The organism is Pseudomonas izuensis (assembly GCF_002356535.2).
GTDB classification, from domain to species: Bacteria; Pseudomonadota; Gammaproteobacteria; order Pseudomonadales; family Pseudomonadaceae; genus Aquipseudomonas; species Aquipseudomonas izuensis.
Window position 1 is genome coordinate 6,055,672 of record NZ_AP017423.2, and the last position, 18,346, is coordinate 6,074,017.

An 18,346-nucleotide genomic window follows, 5' to 3' on the forward strand; every position below is an offset into this window, starting at 1 on the left:
ACCCCCTTCAGTCAGGATTTGAGATAGCCGTTGGCGGCCAGGAAGCTTTCGGTAATGGTGCTGCCGGCGGTTGACTCAGCGGCTTTGTCACCCAGAAGCAGGCGTTCCAGGTAACGGGCCAGCAAATCCACCTCCAGGTTCACCCGGCGGCCCGGCTGGTACGACGCCATGATGGTTTCGCTCAGGGTATGCGGAATGATCGTCAGCAGGAACTCGGCGCCATCGACTGCGTTCACGGTCAGGCTGGTGCCGTCGACAGTGATCGAGCCTTTATGGGCGATGTATTTGGCCAGTTCTTTCGGCGCGCGAATGCGGAATTCCACGGCCCGTGCGTTCTCGGTGCGGGCTACCACTTCGCCCACGCCATCGACATGGCCGCTGACCAGGTGCCCGCCAAGGCGAGTGGTCGGCGTCAGGGCTTTTTCCAGATTGACCGGGCTGCCGCTTTTCAGGTCGTTCATGGCGGTGCAGTCGAGGGTTTCACGGCTGACGTCCGCCGCGAAGCCGTTGCCTGGCAATTCAACAGCGGTCAGGCACACGCCGTTGACCGCGATGCTGTCGCCCAGCTTGACGTCGCTCAGGTCGAGCTTGCCGGTTTCTACATGGACCCGCACATCTCCGCCTTTTGGGGTCAATGCACGAATACTGCCGATGGATTCGATGATGCCGGTGAACATGGGGTTCTCCTCGAGAACAGAGCCAGCGCTATTGCGTTGGCCGGAAATTATACGCTCGCGGCCGGTGAAGGAATGGCAGTGACTCGCCAGTCATCGCCCACCGCGCGAATTTCGGTGATTTTGAGCTCGGGCGCATCCTTCATTTGCACGAGCGGCCAGTCCAGCAGCGGCCGGGCCGAAGAGCCCAAAAACTTGCCGGCAATGAAAATCTGGAACTCATCCACCAACCCGAGCTGAGCGAAAGCTCCGGCCAGACGCGGCCCGGCCTCGACCAACACTTCGTTGACGCCACGACTGGCGAGTTCGACCAACAACTGGCGCAAATCGACCTGGCCATCGTAGCCAGGCACGATCAGGCATTCCGGACCGTTGGCGTATTGCTCTTCCACCGCGACGCAGGTGGCGACCAGCGCCGGACCCGCCTTGAAAAACGGCGCATCCAGCGGCACGCGCAAGCGACCGTCGACCAGCACCCGCAACGGTGGGCGGCTCATGGCCAGGGCAGTTTGTCCGGCATCCAGGCCCAGCTCATCGGCGCGCACGGTCAAACGGGCATTGTCCGCCAGCACCGTATCGGCGCCGGTCAGCACCACGCTGGCCTGGGCACGCAGGCGTTGCACCGCCGAACGCGCGGCCGGGCCGGTGATCCACTGGCTTTCGCCGCTTTCCATCGCCGTGCGGCCATCCAGGCTCATGGCCAACTTGACCCGTACGAAGGGCAAGCCGTGTTCCATGCGTTTCAGGAAACCCTGATTGAGCTGGCGTGCCTCGCCTTCCAGCACGCCGCTTTCAGTGGCGATGCCAGCCTGAGCCAAACGTTGTAGGCCACGACCGGCGACTTCCGGGTTCGGGTCCTGCATCGCTGCCACGACCCGCGTCACACCGGCATTCACCAGCGCATCGGCGCAGGGCGGCGTGCGGCCATGGTGGCTGCACGGTTCGAGGGTCACGTAAGCCGTAGCGCCCCGGGCCCGCTCGCCGGCGGCGCGCAAAGCGTGGACTTCTGCGTGGGGTTCGCCGGCGCGCTCATGCCAGCCTTCGCCGACGATCTGCCCACCCTGCACGATCACGCAGCCCACCCGCGGGTTGGGGTGCGTCGTGTAATGCCCCTTGCGCGCCAGTTCCAGGGCACGAGCCATGAAATGAGCGTCGAGAATGGCCTGTTCGGCGGACGTGGTCATTCTTTCACCGGCTCACGGGCCAGGCGATCGATCTCTTCGCGGAACTCGTTAAGGTCCTGGAAACGGCGATACACCGAAGCGAAGCGGATATAGGCGACTTCGTCGAGTTTTTGCAGCTCGGCCATCACCAGTTCACCGACCACGAGGGATTTGACCTCGCGCTCGCCGGTGGCGCGCAGTTTGTGTTTGATGTGCACCAGCGACGATTCGAGGCGCTCGACACTCACCGGGCGCTTCTCCAGCGCACGCTGCATGCCGGCGCGGAGTTTTTCTTCGTCGAACGGCTGGCGACTGCCGTCGGTTTTGATCAGGCGCGGCAACACCAGTTCAGCGGTTTCGAACGTCGTGAAACGTTCGCCGCAGGCCAGGCATTCACGCCGGCGGCGCACCTGTTCGCCCTCGGCGACCAGACGCGAGTCGATGACCTTGGTGTCGTTGGCACCGCAGAAGGGACAGTGCATGGTGGCAGGCAACAAAAAAAGGGAGGGCCATGGTAGCGCATCCCCGTGGCAAGACAAGCCATAGGGTTTGCGGTATACAGACTGGCTATAGATGGACTACACCTTGCTGGAGCCGTAAATGTCCCTGAAACCGCTCGTTTTGCTCAGTCTTTTCAGCCTGTTGGTGGCCTGCGGCAGCGATGCGCCCAAGCCTCAACCGCCGACACCAGGCCCTGCACCGGAACAGGCACAGAAGAAAGCCAGGGAGTCGGTCCCCCTCGGTCCGCTGCCGGCCTATCAGCGTGAATTGAGCGGCACTTTGCAAGGCGTGCCGGCCGGTGCCGAAGTCGAACTGGCGTTGCTGGTGATCGACGAAAGAGGTCGTCCGCAACAATTGCTCGCCAGTTCGAGCCTGATCGGCACCAATCAAGTGCTGCCGTTTCACCTGCGCTTCAACCCGGATGCCTTTCCGGTCGGCGCACGGGTCGAACTGCGGGGCCGCGCCAGCCAATCTGGCCAGTTGATCCTGCATCTGCCATCGCGCCTGATCACCCAGCCCACCACCCAGGCGCTGGGCCAACTGCAATTCGTCAAAGCGCCATGAGTGCACCGCTGGACCTGCAACAGGCGCTAAGTGAACTGCTCGGTGATGCTCAGTTGGTCACCTGCGATCTGCCGGACACCGATCTGAAGCTGTGGCTGATCGACGGCGACAACATGGACCGCGCCTTCAGCCCGGAAGAAACCCGACGCATTCTGCATGAGCCGCCCTACTGGAGTTTCTGCTGGGCCAGTGGCCTGGCCATGGCCCGCTACCTTGCCGAATTCCCTGAGTGGGTCAAAGGCAAACGGGTTCTGGATTTCGGCGCCGGTTCCGGCGTGGCGGGGATTGCCGCAGTGAAGGCCGGGGCGCTGGAAGTGGTGGCTTGCGACCTCGACCCACTGGCGATTGCGGCCTGTCGGGCGAATGCCGAGCTCAATGACGTGCAGCTCAACTATTCGACGGATTTTTTCGCCGAGGCGGATCGCTTTGATTTGATTCTGGTGGCGGATGTGCTGTACGACCGGGCGAACCTGCCGTTGCTCGATGAGTTTCTCAGTCGCGGGCAAGAAGCACTGGTGGCGGATTCGCGGGTGCGGGATTTTCGCCATCCGCTGTATCGCCGTATCGAAATGCTCGAAGCCATGACCCTGCCGGACCTGTGTGAGCCCGAAGAATTTCGGCATGTGAGCCTGTACCACGCGCGCCGTGGTTAAGAGCATCGCGAGCAAGCTTTGCTCCTACAGGGTTGGCGGTGGCCGTGGAGCCTTGACTCGTGGGAGCAAAGCTTGCTCGCGATGACAATCGATCCGACACCGCCTATCCAACTGCCTCCCCCGCTTCCAGCCTCCCACCACCAAGCCGTATAGTTGCCCCATTCACGCCTCCAAGAGATCCCCCATGAGTCAGCAAACGCCGTACATCTTCGACGCCACGACTGCCGATTTCGACCAGTCGGTGATCGAGAACTCTTTCCACAAACCGGTGCTGGTGGATTTCTGGGCCGAATGGTGCGCGCCGTGCAAAGTGCTGATGCCGATGCTGCAAACCATCGCCGAGAGCTATCAGGGTGAATTGCTATTGGCCAAGGTCAACTGCGATATCGAACAAGACATCGTCGCCCGTTTTGGAATCCGCAGCCTGCCGACCGTGGTGCTGTTCAAGGACGGCCAGCCCGTCGATGGTTTTGCCGGCGCTCAGCCGGAGTCAGCCGTTCGCGCCCTGCTCGAACCCCATGTCCAGATGCCACCGCCTGCCGCCGCCGATCCATTGGAACAGGCTCAGGCGTTGTTCGATGACAGCCGTTTTGCCGATGCCGAAGCCATCCTCAAAGTGCTGCTGGGCGAAGACAACACCAACGCCAAGGCGCTGATTCTCTACGCTCGTTGTCTCACCGAGCGCGGTGAATTGGGCGAGGCGCAAGCCGTGCTCGACGCGGTCAAGAGCGATGAGCACAAGGCCGCCCTGGCCGGTGCCAAGGCGCAGATCAAGTTCCTCGGCCAGGCCAAGGATTTGCCGGATGCTGCCGACTTGAAGGCCAGGCTGGCGAAAGACCCGCAGGACGACGAAGCGGTCTATCAACTGGCGGTTCAACAACTGGCCCGCCAGCAATACGACGCGGCGCTGGATGGCTTGCTCAAGCTGTTCATCCGCAACCGCAGCTACAGCGAAGGCCTGCCGCATAAAACCTTGCTGCAGGTGTTCGAACTGCTGGGCAATGATCACCCACTGGTGACCACCTATCGTCGCAAGCTGTTTGCCGCGCTGTACTGATTACGACCTGTAGGAGCTGGCTTGCCAGCGAAGACGGCCTCAAGGACGGTACAAGATTCAAGGCCTTCGCCCGCCAGTCGGCCCCTACAGCCAGGTGTAAATCGGCGTATCCCCGCCGTTCGTCACTTTCACATCAGCGCTATGGCGCAAGCGCACCAACAGGCGTTTTCCCGACGCCGCGCTCCCCGTCAATCCTTCCAACTGATCCAGCAGATCCGGCCCGCTCAACTGCCCGGCCGTGCGCAGCAGATCCCTGGCGACCTGCCACAGCGCATCATCCTGATTCAACGATTTGACCGGGGCCGCGCTGACTTCGGTTTTATCGACCTGCAACTGAGCGCCCAGCCGCGCCCAGTCGGCGTCATCCATCTCCAGCGTCAAATCCACCGGCCAATCGCCGATGCTTCCGCGAATACGCAACATGAGTCCGCTCCTGCACATTTCTTCACTTGCATGCTCCCATGGGACTTGTGCAACGCCAAGCAGGCAGTCAAACTCTCCGCACTTACGTTATAAGATTACATAACATTTTCTTCATTTTACTTTTCGGAGACTCGCCCATGCGCCGTCTGCTGCTCGCTTTGCCGTTTGCCTTGTTGCCGCTGGCTGTCGCTCATGCCGCGGACGAGCATGACCATGATCACGAACACGGCAGCCTTGGCGCCCATGAACATGGTGTCGGACGCCTGAACGCGGCGCTGGATGGCCAGAACCTGCAGCTGGAACTGGAAAGCCCGGCGATGAATCTGGTGGGCTTCGAACATGCCGCTACCTCCGAGGCCGACAAGGCCAAGGTGGTCGCAGCCCGCACAGAACTCGAAAATCCGCTGGCACTGTTCAATCTGCCGAAAGCCGCCGGATGCGTGGTGGCGAATCAGGAGCTCAATAGCCCGCTGTTCGGCGACAAACCCGACGCCGACGACGATCACGACGAAGATGCCAAGGACGAGCATCACCACGACCACAGCGAAATCCATGCCCACTACCAATTCACCTGTGCCACCCCCGGTGCGCTGAAAACCCTGGACCTGGCGAATATCTTCAACACATTCCCGGCCACCCAGAAAATTCAGGTACAACTGATCGGCCCGAGCGGGCAGCAAGGGGTTGAAGTGACGGCCAAGGCGGCTGCCCTGAAATTCTGATCCACCCCGGTCCTGTAGGAGCAAAGCTTGCTCGCGAAGAACGATAATGCGGTTTTTCAGCTAAACCGTGGCGCGCCCATCGCGAGCAAGCTTTGCTCCCACAGGTCATCAACATTCGTGAAATCGGTTAAATGACCCAAGCACTCATCGAACTGTCCGACCTGGGCTTCAGCTGGCCCGGTCATCCACCGCTGCTGGATATCCCGGCGTTTCGCCTGGAGCCTGGGGAAACCCTGTTTCTCAAAGGCCCCAGCGGCAGCGGCAAGACCACCCTGCTCGGCCTGCTCGGCGGTGTGCAAAGGCCTGATCGCGGCAGCATCCGCCTGCTCGGCCAGGAGCTGACGCAACTGTCGGCCGGTGCCCGCGACCACTTCCGTGTCGATCACACCGGCTACATTTTCCAGCAGTTCAACCTGCTGCCGTTCCTGTCGGTACGCGAGAACGTCGAACTGCCCTGCCACTTCTCGAAGCTGCGCGCCGAACGCGCGAAACAGCGCCATGGCAGCGTCGACAAAGCAGCAGCCACTTTGCTTGCCCATTTGGGTTTGAAAGATGAACACATCCTGGGTCGCCGCGCCGACTCGCTGTCCATCGGCCAGCAGCAACGGGTCGCCGCCGCGCGTGCCTTGATCGGCCAACCGGAACTGGTGATCGCCGACGAGCCGACCTCCGCCCTGGACTACGACGCCCGCGAAAACTTCATTCGCCTGCTGTTCGCCGAATGCCGCGAAGCCGGGTCGAGCCTGTTGTTCGTCAGTCACGACCAGAGCCTCGCGCCGCTGTTCGATCGCCACCTGTCGCTGGCCGAACTCAATCGCGCCGCCACGTCCGCAGAGGTCTGAGATGTATTTGTTTCGTCTAGCCATGGCCAGCCTGGCTAACCGCCGCTTCACCGCGATTCTGACCGCGTTCGCCATCGCCTTGTCGGTCTGCCTGCTGCTGGCCGTGGAGCGGGTGCGTACCGAGGCCAAGGCCAGTTTCGCCAGTACCATCAGTGGCACCGATCTGATCGTCGGCGCCCGCTCCGGCTCGGTAAACCTGCTGTTGTATTCGGTGTTCCGCATCGGCAACGCCACCAACAACATCCGGTGGGACAGCTTCGAGCACTTCGCCAACAACCCGAAAGTGAAGTGGGCGATCCCAATGTCCCTTGGCGACTCCCATCGCGGCTATCGGGTGATGGGCACCACCGAAGCCTACTTCGAACACTACCAGTACGGCCGCCAGCAACACCTGGAACTGGCCGATGGCCGCGCCTTCGCCACCGACCCGTTCGAAGTGGTGCTCGGCGCCGAAGTGGCGGACGCGCTGCACTACAAACTCGGCGACAAACTGGTGCTGGCCCATGGCGTGGCGGCGATCAGCCTGGTCAAGCATGACGACAAGCCATTCACCGTGGTCGGCATCCTCAAACGCACCGGCACCCCGGTGGACCGTACGCTGCACATCAGCCTCGGCGGCATGGAAGCGATTCACATCGATTGGCACAACGGTGTACCGGCCAGGGGTGAAGGTCGGATCAGCGCCGATCAGGCGCGCAACATGGACCTGACGCCCCAGGCGATCACCGCGTTCATGCTCGGCCTCAACAACAAGATTTCAACCTTTGCCTTGCAGCGCGAAATCAACGAATTCCGTGGCGAACCGATGCTGGCGATCCTGCCTGGCGTGGCACTGCAAGAGTTGTGGAGCCTGATGAGCACGGCAGAAAAAGCCTTGTTCGTGGTCTCGCTGTTCGTGGTGCTGACCGGGTTGATCGGTATGCTCACGGCCATTCTCACCAGCCTCAACGAACGCCGTCGCGAAATGGCGATTCTGCGTTCGGTGGGCGCGCGGCCGTGGCACATCGCGACGCTGCTGGTACTGGAAGCGTTTGCCCTGGCGCTGACGGGCGTGATCGCTGGCGTGGCGCTGCTTTATCTGTGCATCGCCGCCGCCCAAGGTTACGTGCAAGCCAATTACGGCCTGTTTCTGCCGCTGGCCTGGCCCAGTGAATATGAATGGACGCTGCTTGCCGGCATCCTGGCCGCCGCGCTGCTGATGGGTTGCGTTCCGGCCTGGCGCGCTTATCGCCAATCGTTGGCCGATGGCCTGTCGATCCGCTTATGAGGACCTTGAAAATGCCCCGCGCGGTTGTTGTGCTGTTGATGCTGGTCGCTCTGCCGCTGTGGGCAGCCGGGCCGAAAGAGCTGACCTGGTCCGACATGATCCCGCCGGATGCCCCGGTGCAAGTGCCGAACATGACACCGCTGCACGACCTGTCGAAGATGAGCGATGCCCTGTCCGCCGAATCCGCACCGGCGGCCAAGCAAGACCTGCCCAACGCACCGGTGGTCAAAACCCTGGACGGCCAGAATGTTCGCTTGCCGGGGTACATCGTGCCGCTGGAAGTCAATGAAGAGGGTCGCACCACGGACTTTCTGCTGGTGCCGTATTTCGGCGCCTGCATCCACGTACCGCCTCCGCCGTCGAACCAGATCGTGCACGTCAAAAGCGAAGTGGGTGTGAAGATTGAGGAGTTGTATCAGCCGTACTGGATCGAAGGTGCGATGCAGGTCAAAGCCTCCACCAGCGAGTTGGCGGATGCCGGGTATCAGATGGAGGCGGACAAGATTTACGTCTATGAATTGCCGGACTGAATCCGGAGATTAGCCGTTGCCTGAAAAATAGTCTTCGCGAGCAGGCTCGCTCCCACATTTGAAATGCATTCCCCTGTGGGAGCGAGCCTGCTCGCGAAGAGGCCATCGAAGTCTCCGTAAAACCAGGCCCATCACCGTTTCCTTGAGCTGAGTCAAAAGGCCGAATCGTTAGGCGCCTTAACATTGGACATCAAAGATTTTTAACGTCCTTTGGAGCCCCCATGAACAAGTCCCTGCTCGGCGCCTCGCTGTTTGCCCTTGCGCTCGCAGCCCCGCTCGCCCACGCCCATGAACAAGGCGACATCCTCTTGCGTGCCGGCGCGATCACCGTCGACCCGAATACCGACAGCTCCAGCGTCAAGGTCGATCAGGGCCCATTGAGCGGTGCCGATCTGGGCGGCGAGGCCACCCTGAGCAGCGACACACAACTGGGCCTGAACTTCGCCTACATGATCACCAACCACTTGGGGATCGAACTGCTGGCAGCCACGCCGTTCGAGCACGACGTCAAACTCAAGGGCACCGCCCTGAGCGCGGCCAACGGCAAACTGGGCAGCTTTAAACAACTGCCTCCGACCTTGAGCCTGGTGTACTACCCGCTCGACACCAAGTCCGCGTTCCAGCCCTATGTCGGGGCCGGCGTGAATTACACCTGGATGTACGACGAACACCTGAGCAGCGACGCCCGCGCCAATGGTTTCAGCAACTTCAACACCAAAAACTCCTGGGGCGTGGCCTGGCAGGTGGGTGCTGACTACATGCTGACCGACAACATCCTGCTCAACGCTCAGATGCGCTACATCGAGATCGATACCCGCGCGACAGTGGAAAACAACGCCGTCGCACCCGGTACCCGCGCACGGGTGAACGTGGATGCAGATCCGTTCGTCTACATGGTGGGTCTGGGTTACAGGTTCTAAAGAACTGTGGGAGCGAGCCTGCTCGCGATGACGGTGTAAGACTCAACATTCATGTTGAGTGAACTACCGCAATCGCGAGTAGGCTCGCTCCCACAGAGATTGCAGTGCTCGCCCCCTTAACAGACCTGTCATCCCACCCAACAAGCGCCGTTTCTATCGCCCCAGCAACCGCGCCAACCCGACGCTCATCGGCGTCTGCTGTGGGCGGGCAAATCGTTCGAGCAATCGCCGGTTGTTCGCCCGTGAATGACGGATATCACCGGAGCGTGCCGGGCCGTAACTTACCGGCGGCAACTCGCCGACCACTGCTTCCAGTGCTTCAAGCATCTGGTTGAGTGTCGTTGCCTGGTTCCAGCCAACGTTGACCGCGCCGACGTCTACCTGTGGTTTGTCGATGGCTTCCACCAGCAGGTTGACCAGATCCTCGACGTAGACAAAATCCCGCGTCTGCTCACCGTCACCAAACACAGTGATCGGCAGGCCTTTCTGCGCGCGCTCGGTGAAAATGCTGATCACCCCGGAATACGGCGAGGACGGATCCTGGCGCGGGCCGAAGATGTTGAAGAAGCGAAAAATCACCGGTTCCAGTGCATGTTGGCGCCGGTAGAAATCGAAATAATGCTCGCTGGCCAACTTGTCGGATGCATAGGGCGTCAACGGTGCCTTGGGCGTGTCTTCATCGATTGACTCACCTTCGCCATTGTTGCCATACACCGCCGCGCTGGAGGCAAACAGCACACGCTTGACGCCCGCCTGGCGCATGGCTTCGCAGACATTCAGCGAGCCGACGAAATTACTCTGGTGCGTCTTCACCGGATCGTCCACCGAAGCTTGCACCGAAGCCACCGCCGCCAGATGCGCCACTGCACTGCAACCGACCATCGCCCGTGCCACCAGCGCGGCATCGGCGACGTCGCCGACGATCAACTCGACCCTGGGATTGTCCAGCGGCAGGTTGCTGCGCTTGCCGGTGGACAGGTCATCGAGAATCCGTACCGAATGCCCCTTGGCGAGCAAGGCGTCGGTCAGGTGCGAACCGATGAAACCGGCGCCGCCGGTGATTAAAACGGGGGTATCAGCCATGGCGATAGAACCTGTCCAAAAGGCCCGGAAGCGCCGCACGCCAGGCGCGCGGTTTGATTCCGAAGGTGTGCAGAATTTTTTTGCAGGCCAACACCGCGTGTTGCGGCTCTTCGGCGGCGTCCGGCCGCGCGGCGTGAGCCTGGGCGGTCGGTGCTTCGATGGCCAGCGGATGCAAGGCACGCGCCTCGCTGAGAATGGCTTGCCCCAGCGCCAGCGGCGTGGTCGCCTCATGCCCGGCGTAATGGTAGGTGCCCCACAGCGGCGCCGCGCAGTCGAGTTGCTTGAGTACCGAAATGATCACGCGGGCGGCATCGTCCACCGGCGTCGGATTGCCCCGGCGGTCATCGGCCATCAGCAGCTCTTGCGGTTGTTCGGCCCGACCGAGGAACCGTCCGAGGGTGCCCTCGGGGCTGTCATCGAGCAACCAGCCGAAACGCAACAGCACGTGTTGCGGGCAAGTGGCGCGAACGCTTTGCTCGATCCGCCACAAGGCCTGACCGCGCAGCCCCAGCGGCACTGGCTCGTCTTTTTCGCTGTAGGCAGTGGCGCGGGAGCCATCGAACACACGATAGCTCGAAGGCTGCAACAGAACGATATTGTGATGCTGGCACAGTTCGGCCAGGCGCTCGATCGCCCGCTCCTGCCCGGCCAAACGCTGCTCGCTGACCGCCTCGGCCTGGAACCAGTCGAAGTAGTAGGCAAGGTTGATCAGCGCATCCGGGCGGGTGTCGTCGAGCAGTTGCGTCAGGCTCGCGGCGTCCCAGCCGTCTTGTGGCGGGCGGGGGGCGAGGAAGCCGATGTCTTCCTCCGCACCGAGGCGAATCAGCGCCTGCCCAAGGGCATTTCCGCCGCCCAGTAACATAAGGCGCATTCGCATAAAGTCAGCAGGCCCAGTCTGATTGGAACAATGGTTTTATCGACAGCGCTTGCGGGCGATGTCGTCGATAGTTGCAGGAATCGTTGCATTTTGCGGGTTTAGTGCGCAACCGTCATCCGTAAAGTGTAGATGCCCCGGATTTGTGGTGCTGCTACTGACCCCATCGCTGGCGAGCCAGCTCCCACAGTGATTTCCGTTGTTCACACGAATTGCGTCCACTGAAGATCCCTGTGGGAGCTGGCTTGCCAGCGATGGGGCCTTGCCAATCAATACAGATCCCCAGTGGTACTTGCATCTTCGGCCCCCCACCCGCATAAATTGCCCCATGAACCTGCCCATCCCCGCAGACAGTGCCCTGAACGGCTTCCATCCTGCCGTCAGCGCCTGGTTCAGCAATACCTTCGCGACGGCCACCGCCGCCCAGGCCAGGGCATGGCCGCTGATCCGCCAGCGCCGCTCGACCCTCATCGCCGCGCCCACCGGGTCCGGCAAGACTTTAACCGCATTTCTTGCGGTCATTGATGATCTGGTTCACCGCGGGCTGGAAACCGACAATGGCCTGCCCGACGAAACCCTGGTGGTCTACGTGTCGCCGCTCAAGGCGTTGTCCAATGACATCCAGATCAACCTGCAAAACCCGTTGGCCGGCATCACCGAACAACTGCGCGTGATGGGCCTGCCCGAATTGCAAATCACCACCGCCGTGCGCACCGGCGACACCCCGCAAAAAGACCGTTCGGCGATGCGCAAGACTGCGCCGCACATTCTGGTCACCACCCCGGAGTCGCTCTATGTCTTGCTCGGCTCCGACTCTGGCCGAAAAATGCTCGGCACCACGCGCACGGTGATCGTCGACGAAATCCACGCCATCGCAGCCAGTAAACGCGGCAGCCATCTGGCCCTGAGCCTGGAACGCTTGCAGGCGCTCTGCGCCGAGCCGCTGGTGCGCATTGGCCTGTCGGCTACGCAAAAACCCATCGAAGCGGTCTCGCGCTTTCTGGCAGGTCGCGACCGCGATTGCGAGATCATCGACATCGGCCACGCCCGGCCACGGGACCTGAGCATTGAGGTTCCGCCCGTACCGTTGTCGGCGGTGATGGCCAATGATGTGTGGGAGCTGGTTTACGACCGCCTCGCCGCCCTCGCCCGCGAACACCGCACCACGCTGATTTTCGTCAACACCCGACGCCTCGCCGAGCGCCTGAGCCGGCATCTGAGCGAGCGCCTGGGCAAGGACGCCGTAGCCGCCCACCACGGCAGCCTGGCCAAGGAGTTTCGCCTGGACGCCGAGCAACGGCTCAAGCGCGGTGACCTCCAAGTGCTGATCGCCACGGCGTCGCTGGAACTGGGCATCGACATCGGCGATGTCGACCTGGTGTGCCAGATCGCCTCGCCGCGCTCGATTGCCGGGTTTCTGCAACGGGTCGGACGCTCCGGGCACCAGGTCGGGGGAACGCCCAAGGGCCGCTTGTTCGCCACCACCCGCGACGACCTGATCGAATGCGCCGCGCTGCTCGATTGTGTGCGCCGGGGCGAGCTGGACACCTTGCAGATCCCGCTGGCGCCGCTGGACGTACTGGCGCAGCAGATCATCGCCGAGGTCAGTTGCCAGGAATGGCCGGAAGACGCTTTGCTTGCCCGGTTCCGCCAGGCTTCGCCCTACGCCACGCTTGACGAGAAGCACTATCAGGCGCTGCTGCACATGCTCGCGGAGGGCTACAACGGGCGCCTGGGCATCCGCAGTGCCTACCTGCACCGCGATGCCGTGAGCCGCACGCTGCGCGGGCGGCGCGGCGCCAAACTGACGGCCGTTACCAGTGGCGGGACCATTCCCGACAACGCCGACTACAGCGTATTGCTGGAACCCCAGGGGCTGAACATCGGCAGCGTCAACGAAGACTTTGCCGTGGAAAGCATTGCCGGCGACGTGTTCCAGTTAGGCAATACCTCGTACCGCATCCTGCGGGTGGAAACCGGCAGGGTCCGGGTCGAGGATGCCCAGGGGCAACCGCCAACCATTCCGTTCTGGCTCGGTGAAGCGCCAGGGCGCAGTGCAGAATTGTCGTTTGCCGTCGCGCGCCTGCAAGCACAACTCGATGAACTGCTGGGCGCTACACCAGGCAACCTGCGACCGGCCCTCGATTGGCTGACCGAGACCCTTGGCCTCAATCTCGCCAGCGCCGAACAACTGGTCGAATACCTGGCCCGCGCCCGCCAGACCCTCGGCGCTTTGCCGTCCCGGGACACGTTGCTGATGGAGCGGTTTTTCGACGAGTCCGGTGGCACCCAACTGGTCATCCATACGCCGTACGGCAGCCGCATCAACCGTGCCTGGGGCCTGGCCTTGCGCAAGCGTTTTTGCCGCACCTTCAACTTCGAGTTGCAGGCTGCCGCCAGTGAAGACGCCATCGTGCTGTCGTTGTCCACCAGTCACAGTTTTGAATTGGACGAGGTCTGGCGTTACCTGCACAGCAACAGTGCCGAACACACGCTGATCCAGGCCGTGCTCGATGCGCCGCTCTTCGGCGTGCGCTGGCGCTGGAATGCCGGCGTGGCCCTAGCATTGCCGCGCTACTCCGGTGGACGCAAGGTACCGCCGCAGATCCAGCGGATGAAAAGCGAAGACCTGATCGCCAGCGTGTTCCCCGACCAGATCGCCTGCGTGGAAAACCTCGCCGGCGAACGGGAAATTCCCGACCATCCGTTGGTGGAACAGACCCTCGACGATTGCCTGCACGAGGCCATGGACAGCGAAGGCTGGCTGGCGTTGTTGCGGCGCATGGAACGGGGCGAAATCCGCCTGATCAGCCGCGACTTGCCGGCGCCCTCGCCGCTGGCCGCGGAAATTCTCAGTGCCCGCCCCTACACGTTTCTCGACGATGCGCCGCTGGAAGAGCGCCGCACCCAGGCGGTGCTCAATCGCCGCTGGAGTGACCCTCAATCCACCGACGACCTCGGCGCGCTGGACGCCGACGCCATCGCCGCCGTGGCTGAAGAAGCCTGGCCGACGCCCAACGGCATCGATGAAATGCACGAGGCGCTGATGAGCCTGGCGTGCATCACCGAGGCCGAAGTGCGGGCGAATCCGAACTGGCTCGACTGGCTGAAAACCCTGGCCGACAGCGGCCGCGCCTGTTGCATCAATCAATCGCTATGGCTGGCGCGAGAGCGGCTGACCTGCCTGCGGGCCATTTATCCACAGGCTGATTTGAGTCCCGCGCTGGAAGCTTTGCGGGGGTTTGATGAACCCTGGGAAACGGAGGACGCCGTACTGGAGCTGATTCGCGCACGGCTCAGCGCATTTGGCCCATTGCCGCTGCCGGAAATCGCCGAACCGCTCGGATTGGCGCCAGCCCAGGTCACACAGGCACTGGCGCAATTGGAGCGCGAAGGTTATGTGCTGCGCGGTCACTTCACCCCAGGCACCGCCGAAGAGGAATGGTGCGAACGGCATTTGCTGGCGCGGATTCATCGCTACACGGTCAAGCGTCTGCGGCGGGAAATCGAGCCGGTGGCGTTGCAGGATTTCATGCGGTTTCTGTTCGACTGGCAGCATCTGTCCAGCACCACCCAGGGCCAAGGCAGCACGATATTGCAAGCGATCGTCGCTCAGTTCGAGGGCTATCCCGCCGCCGCATCCGCCTGGGACAGCGACATTCTGCCGGCGCGGCTCAAGGACTATTCACCCACTTGGCTGGATGATCTGTGTCGCAGCGGCAAACTGGTCTGGACCCGCCTTACCGCGCACAACAAAGGCGCCAGCAGCGCACTGCGCAGCACGCCGATTGTGTTGTTGCCGCGTAATCGCGTCGGGTTGTGGAGCGACTTGACCGAGCAGACGCCGGTCAACGAACTGTCGCCCAAAACCCAAAAAGTCTACGAAGCACTCCACCAGCATGGCGCGCTGTTTTTCGATGAGCTGGTGCATGAAGCGCATGTGTTGCGTACAGAACTGGAGATCGCCCTGCAGGAATTGGTGGGCGCCGGACGGGTGAATGCCGACAGCTTCGCCGGCCTGCGCGCGCTGATCACCCCGGCCAGCAAACGGCAGAATCGCAGCAGCCGTCGTGGACGCGGGGCATTCATCGGCGGCATGGACGATGCGGGGCGCTGGGCCTTGCTTCGACGCGGGTCGCCAGCGCCGATTGTGGATAACCCGCGTCCGGCACCCACACCCGCCGAGACGCTGGAACACATCGCCATGACCTTGCTGCGCCGATACGGCGTGGTGTTCTGGCGTCTGCTTGAGCGCGAGGCGGACTGGCTGCCGAGCTGGCGTGAACTGCTGCGCACCTTTCATCGGCTGGAAGCGCGGGGCGAGATTCGTGGCGGACGTTTTGTCAGTGGCCTGGCGGGCGAGCAATTTGCGCTGCCCGAAGCGATACCGTTGCTGCGTGAAGTGCGGCGGCGACCCCATGACGGCAGCCTGATTGCGGTGTGCGGGGTTGATCCGCTGAACCTGGCCGGCACTCTGCTGCCCGGCGCGAAAGTGCCGGCGCTGGCGAGCAATCGGCTGGTGTATCGCGATGGATTGCCGGTGGCTGCCGAGATTGCTGGCAAGCAGCAGTTCTGGCTGGATTTGGATGAGCAGGTCATGGCTGAAGTGCGTAGTAAATTGATCCGACATTGATGCTGTCTGGCCCGGCCTCTTCGCGAGCAGGCTCGCTCCCACAGGGGATTTCGTCCGACTCACATCTGGCCTTCAACGCAGAACACTGTGGGAGCGAGCCTGCTCGCGAAGAGGCCATCACTGCCACCCCCATTACTGAGGCCGCGGCCGATCCGGCATCAACACCGCCGAATGCTCCGGCTCGGCCGCACCGTCCTGCAGCGGCTCTATCGCCTGCCTCGGCATCAAGACCTGCTGTGGATAAGTCTGCGCGAAATGCACCCATGGACTGTTATCCACAAGCTTTTTCAGCCGCTGGTTGAATGCCCGGCTCACCGCATATTGCCCACCGGAGACGGTGCGAAACTGCGCCGTCAACACCACGCCGTTGAGGTCCATCTTGTCGACGCCGAACACATCCAGCGGCCCCTGCAGGTTGTACTTGAGGAACGGATCGCCAGTAATCGAATGCCCGGCCTCGCGGATCAGTTCGATGGCCTTGTCGACGTCGGTGTCGTAGGTGAATTGCACCGAAAAAAACGCATAGGCAAATTGCCGGGATTGGTTGGTCACGGCCTTGATCTGGCCGAATGGCACCGAGTGCACAAACCCCTTGCCGTCGCGCAGGCGCAAGGTACGGATGGTCAGGCCTTCGACGGTGCCGGCGTGCCCGGAGTCGAGTACCACCCAATCGCCGATGGACAGGGTGTCTTCGATGATGATGAACAGCCCGGTGATCACATCCTGCACCAGTTGCTGGGAACCGAAGCCGATCGCCAGCCCGATGACGCCGGCACCGGCCAGGAACGGTGCGACGTTGATGCCCAGGTTAGCCATGGTGGTGATTGCGCAGATCACCACCAGAATGATTTTGATCGCATTGCGCAACAACGGCAGGATGGTCTTGACCCGTGTACTGGGCTGGCGCGCCGAGCGTTTGTTGACCGGCGGTTTCAAGGCTTCCTGAATCGCCGTGTCGAGCACGACCCAGACCATCCAGGTGATCAGGAAGATCAAACCGATGTGGCTCAACGAGTCGCTGATCGCCCGACCGACCGAATTGCTCACCGCGAATTCGAACAGCGAGACGCCCCAGATACGCCCCAGAATGTCGATGAACACGATGGCGATGGCAATGCGCAGCAACGCGTGGGAAAGGTTCAGAAAGCGTTCCTTGTAGGCACTGCTGCGCCGCAGGTCCGCTTCATGGCGCGTCTTGAACAGGTGATGCAGCGTGGTGCTCAGAAACACCGTGGCAATCAGCAGAACCGTGGTAAACAGCGCACTGCGCAGTACCTGTTGATTGTCGGCGCTGACGCTGATCAGGTTGATGACCGAAACCAGTACCATCAACAGAATCGGCCAATACCAGAGCCCGGAAAAAATCCGCAGGGTTTCGCGCAGCGCTGGCTGCGATCGACGCTGAGCCAGCGGCAGAATCCGGATGACATGGGCGACGGGACGGCGCATGCGAAATACCAGCAGACCGAAGGAAATCGATGCCGCCAGACCGGTAAACACGGCGATGCTGCTGGTGAGGTTGCTGCCTAGCTGCTGGGCGATCTGCGGGCTGGTCAGGGCGTCGCTCAGGGCGACCAGGAAGCCGATCAGAAACAGCGGTCGCGGGCTGTCCTGGTGAATGATCTGCACCGCCCTGCGTTTGTGACCGACGTTGAACAACACCACCAGTGACATCACCAATGACGCGGCGAAAATGCCGCTGCTGGTGGCATAGGCAAAACACAACGCCATCGCCCGACCGGCCGACACCGGCAAAAACTGACTGACATAAATCGTCAACGGCAGACTGATCAACGCGGGAAGACTGTAGGGCAACACATACCCCAGCAATGCCTGACCACGCTCTCGACTCAACAGCACGCGATGCCGACACAGACGCTGGGTCAAGAACTTGCCGAACATCCGCAGCAGGCCGAAGACGCCCGCCCACACAGCGGTCAGCAGCAGGAAATCCCCCGTTACGCGCCAGCCCGAACGGGCAGAGGGCCGATTGACCAATTGATCCACTTCATCTGCCGCACGGTCGGCACGCAGGCGCCAGGCGTCGACCAGGTTTTCGTTGAGATCGAGTTTTGCCTGCACCTCATCGATGCTTGAACTGATGGCCCCCAGCAATCCGCCTTGCACCAGCGGTTGCGGGTGTGCCGGTGGCGTCGCGGTGGCGGCCGGCAGACCCGGGATCGTTGCCGCATCCAGTTCCTCGCTGCCCAGAACCAGCAGCGCTCCCAGAAATATCGCGGTCTTGAGCTTGATCAACGTATCCGCTCCCTTGGATGAGACTGTAAGGAACTGATCGGGAAATCCCCCTGTAGGAGCCGGCTTGCCGGCGAATGCGGTGTGTCAGACATCATGTAGGTTGGTTGATACACCGCCATCGCCGGCAAGCCGGCTCCTACAGGTCCAGCATCCTCGTTCGATATTTGATCTGTACGCAAATATC

Annotated in this window: 16 protein-coding genes; 9 read left to right on the forward strand and 7 right to left on the reverse strand. The window is 62.0% G+C overall.

Annotation, left to right across the window (positions count from 1 at the left end):
- Positions 1 to 11 precede the first annotated feature (11 nt).
- From LAB08_RS27090 to nrdR, 3 genes are read right to left on the reverse strand one after another with little or no spacing between them, the layout of a single operon-like run.
- Positions 12 to 677 (reverse strand): riboflavin synthase, encoded by a 666-nt coding sequence (locus LAB08_RS27090; protein WP_096514815.1) that lies wholly within the window; start codon positions 675 to 677, stop codon positions 12 to 14.
- Positions 678 to 724: 47 nt separating this feature from the next.
- Entirely contained in the window at positions 725 to 1,858 is a 1,134-nt protein-coding gene (ribD, locus tag LAB08_RS27095; RefSeq protein ID WP_096514813.1) for a bifunctional diaminohydroxyphosphoribosylaminopyrimidine deaminase/5-amino-6-(5-phosphoribosylamino)uracil reductase RibD, read from the reverse strand.
- Positions 1,855 to 2,319, reverse strand: coding sequence for a transcriptional regulator NrdR (nrdR, locus tag LAB08_RS27100; protein ID WP_003228656.1), 465 nt, complete (start codon positions 2,317 to 2,319; stop codon positions 1,855 to 1,857). Before nrdR ends, ribD begins: the two co-directional genes overlap by 4 nt.
- Before the next feature lie 118 nt (positions 2,320 to 2,437).
- Here nrdR and LAB08_RS27105 point away from each other — a divergent pair, with 118 nt between their 5' ends.
- The 3 genes from LAB08_RS27105 to trxA all read left to right on the forward strand — a co-directional run bounded on the left by LAB08_RS27105 (position 2,438) and on the right by trxA (position 4,612).
- A complete protein-coding gene (locus LAB08_RS27105; RefSeq protein ID WP_096514811.1) occupies positions 2,438 to 2,902 on the forward strand; it encodes a hypothetical protein in 465 nt (154 codons plus the stop codon).
- Positions 2,899 to 3,555, forward strand: a complete 657-nt coding sequence (locus LAB08_RS27110) for a class I SAM-dependent methyltransferase (protein WP_096514809.1) — start codon at positions 2,899 to 2,901, stop codon at positions 3,553 to 3,555. Before LAB08_RS27105 ends, LAB08_RS27110 begins: the two co-directional genes overlap by 4 nt.
- A 184-nt stretch (positions 3,556 to 3,739) precedes the next feature.
- Entirely contained in the window at positions 3,740 to 4,612 is an 873-nt protein-coding gene (gene trxA / locus LAB08_RS27115; RefSeq protein WP_096514807.1) for a thioredoxin, read from the forward strand.
- An 84-nt stretch (positions 4,613 to 4,696) separates the two neighbouring features.
- On the opposite strand, the gene LAB08_RS27120 is transcribed toward trxA, so the two are convergent.
- Positions 4,697 to 5,035, reverse strand: a complete 339-nt coding sequence (locus LAB08_RS27120) for a hypothetical protein (RefSeq protein WP_096514805.1) — start codon at positions 5,033 to 5,035, stop codon at positions 4,697 to 4,699.
- A 137-nt stretch (positions 5,036 to 5,172) separates the two neighbouring features.
- On the opposite strand from LAB08_RS27120, the gene LAB08_RS27125 reads away from it, so the two are divergent.
- From LAB08_RS27125 to LAB08_RS27145, 5 genes are all read left to right on the forward strand, one after another.
- On the forward strand, positions 5,173 to 5,757 hold the full coding sequence (locus LAB08_RS27125; RefSeq protein ID WP_096514803.1) for a DUF2796 domain-containing protein: 585 nt from the start codon (positions 5,173 to 5,175) through the stop codon (positions 5,755 to 5,757).
- A gap of 131 nt (positions 5,758 to 5,888) precedes the next feature.
- Positions 5,889 to 6,599, forward strand: a complete 711-nt coding sequence (locus LAB08_RS27130; RefSeq protein WP_096514801.1) for an ABC transporter ATP-binding protein — start codon at positions 5,889 to 5,891, stop codon at positions 6,597 to 6,599.
- Position 6,600: 1 nt separating this feature from the next.
- The gene (locus LAB08_RS27135) at positions 6,601 to 7,866 is read left to right on the forward strand and encodes an ABC transporter permease (RefSeq protein WP_096514799.1); all 1,266 of its coding nucleotides are present in this window, start codon (positions 6,601 to 6,603) and stop codon (positions 7,864 to 7,866) included.
- Positions 7,867 to 7,877: 11 nt separating this feature from the next.
- Positions 7,878 to 8,396, forward strand: coding sequence for a DUF3299 domain-containing protein (locus LAB08_RS27140; protein ID WP_096514797.1), 519 nt, complete (start codon positions 7,878 to 7,880; stop codon positions 8,394 to 8,396).
- Positions 8,397 to 8,617: 221 nt separating this feature from the next.
- Positions 8,618 to 9,316, forward strand: coding sequence for an OmpW/AlkL family protein (locus LAB08_RS27145; RefSeq protein ID WP_096514795.1), 699 nt, complete (start codon positions 8,618 to 8,620; stop codon positions 9,314 to 9,316).
- Positions 9,317 to 9,469: 153 nt separating this feature from the next.
- Here LAB08_RS27145 and LAB08_RS27150 read toward each other — a convergent pair whose 3' ends face one another.
- Both LAB08_RS27150 and LAB08_RS27155 read right to left on the reverse strand, forming a co-directional pair.
- Positions 9,470 to 10,399: an NAD-dependent epimerase/dehydratase family protein gene (locus LAB08_RS27150; protein ID WP_096514793.1), complete on the reverse strand. Its 930-nt coding sequence runs from the start codon at positions 10,397 to 10,399 to the stop codon at positions 9,470 to 9,472.
- Entirely contained in the window at positions 10,392 to 11,276 is an 885-nt protein-coding gene (locus LAB08_RS27155) for a sugar nucleotide-binding protein (protein WP_096514791.1), read from the reverse strand. Before LAB08_RS27155 ends, LAB08_RS27150 begins: the two co-directional genes overlap by 8 nt.
- Before the next feature lie 325 nt (positions 11,277 to 11,601).
- Here LAB08_RS27155 and LAB08_RS27160 point away from each other — a divergent pair, with 325 nt between their 5' ends.
- Entirely contained in the window at positions 11,602 to 15,906 is a 4,305-nt protein-coding gene (locus LAB08_RS27160) for an Lhr family helicase (protein WP_096514789.1), read from the forward strand.
- Between the two features lie 132 nt (positions 15,907 to 16,038).
- Here the strand turns inward: LAB08_RS27160 and LAB08_RS27165 are convergent, their stop codons facing one another.
- Positions 16,039 to 18,162, reverse strand: coding sequence for a mechanosensitive ion channel family protein (locus tag LAB08_RS27165; protein WP_096514787.1), 2,124 nt, complete (start codon positions 18,160 to 18,162; stop codon positions 16,039 to 16,041).
- Positions 18,163 to 18,346 lie beyond the last annotated feature (184 nt).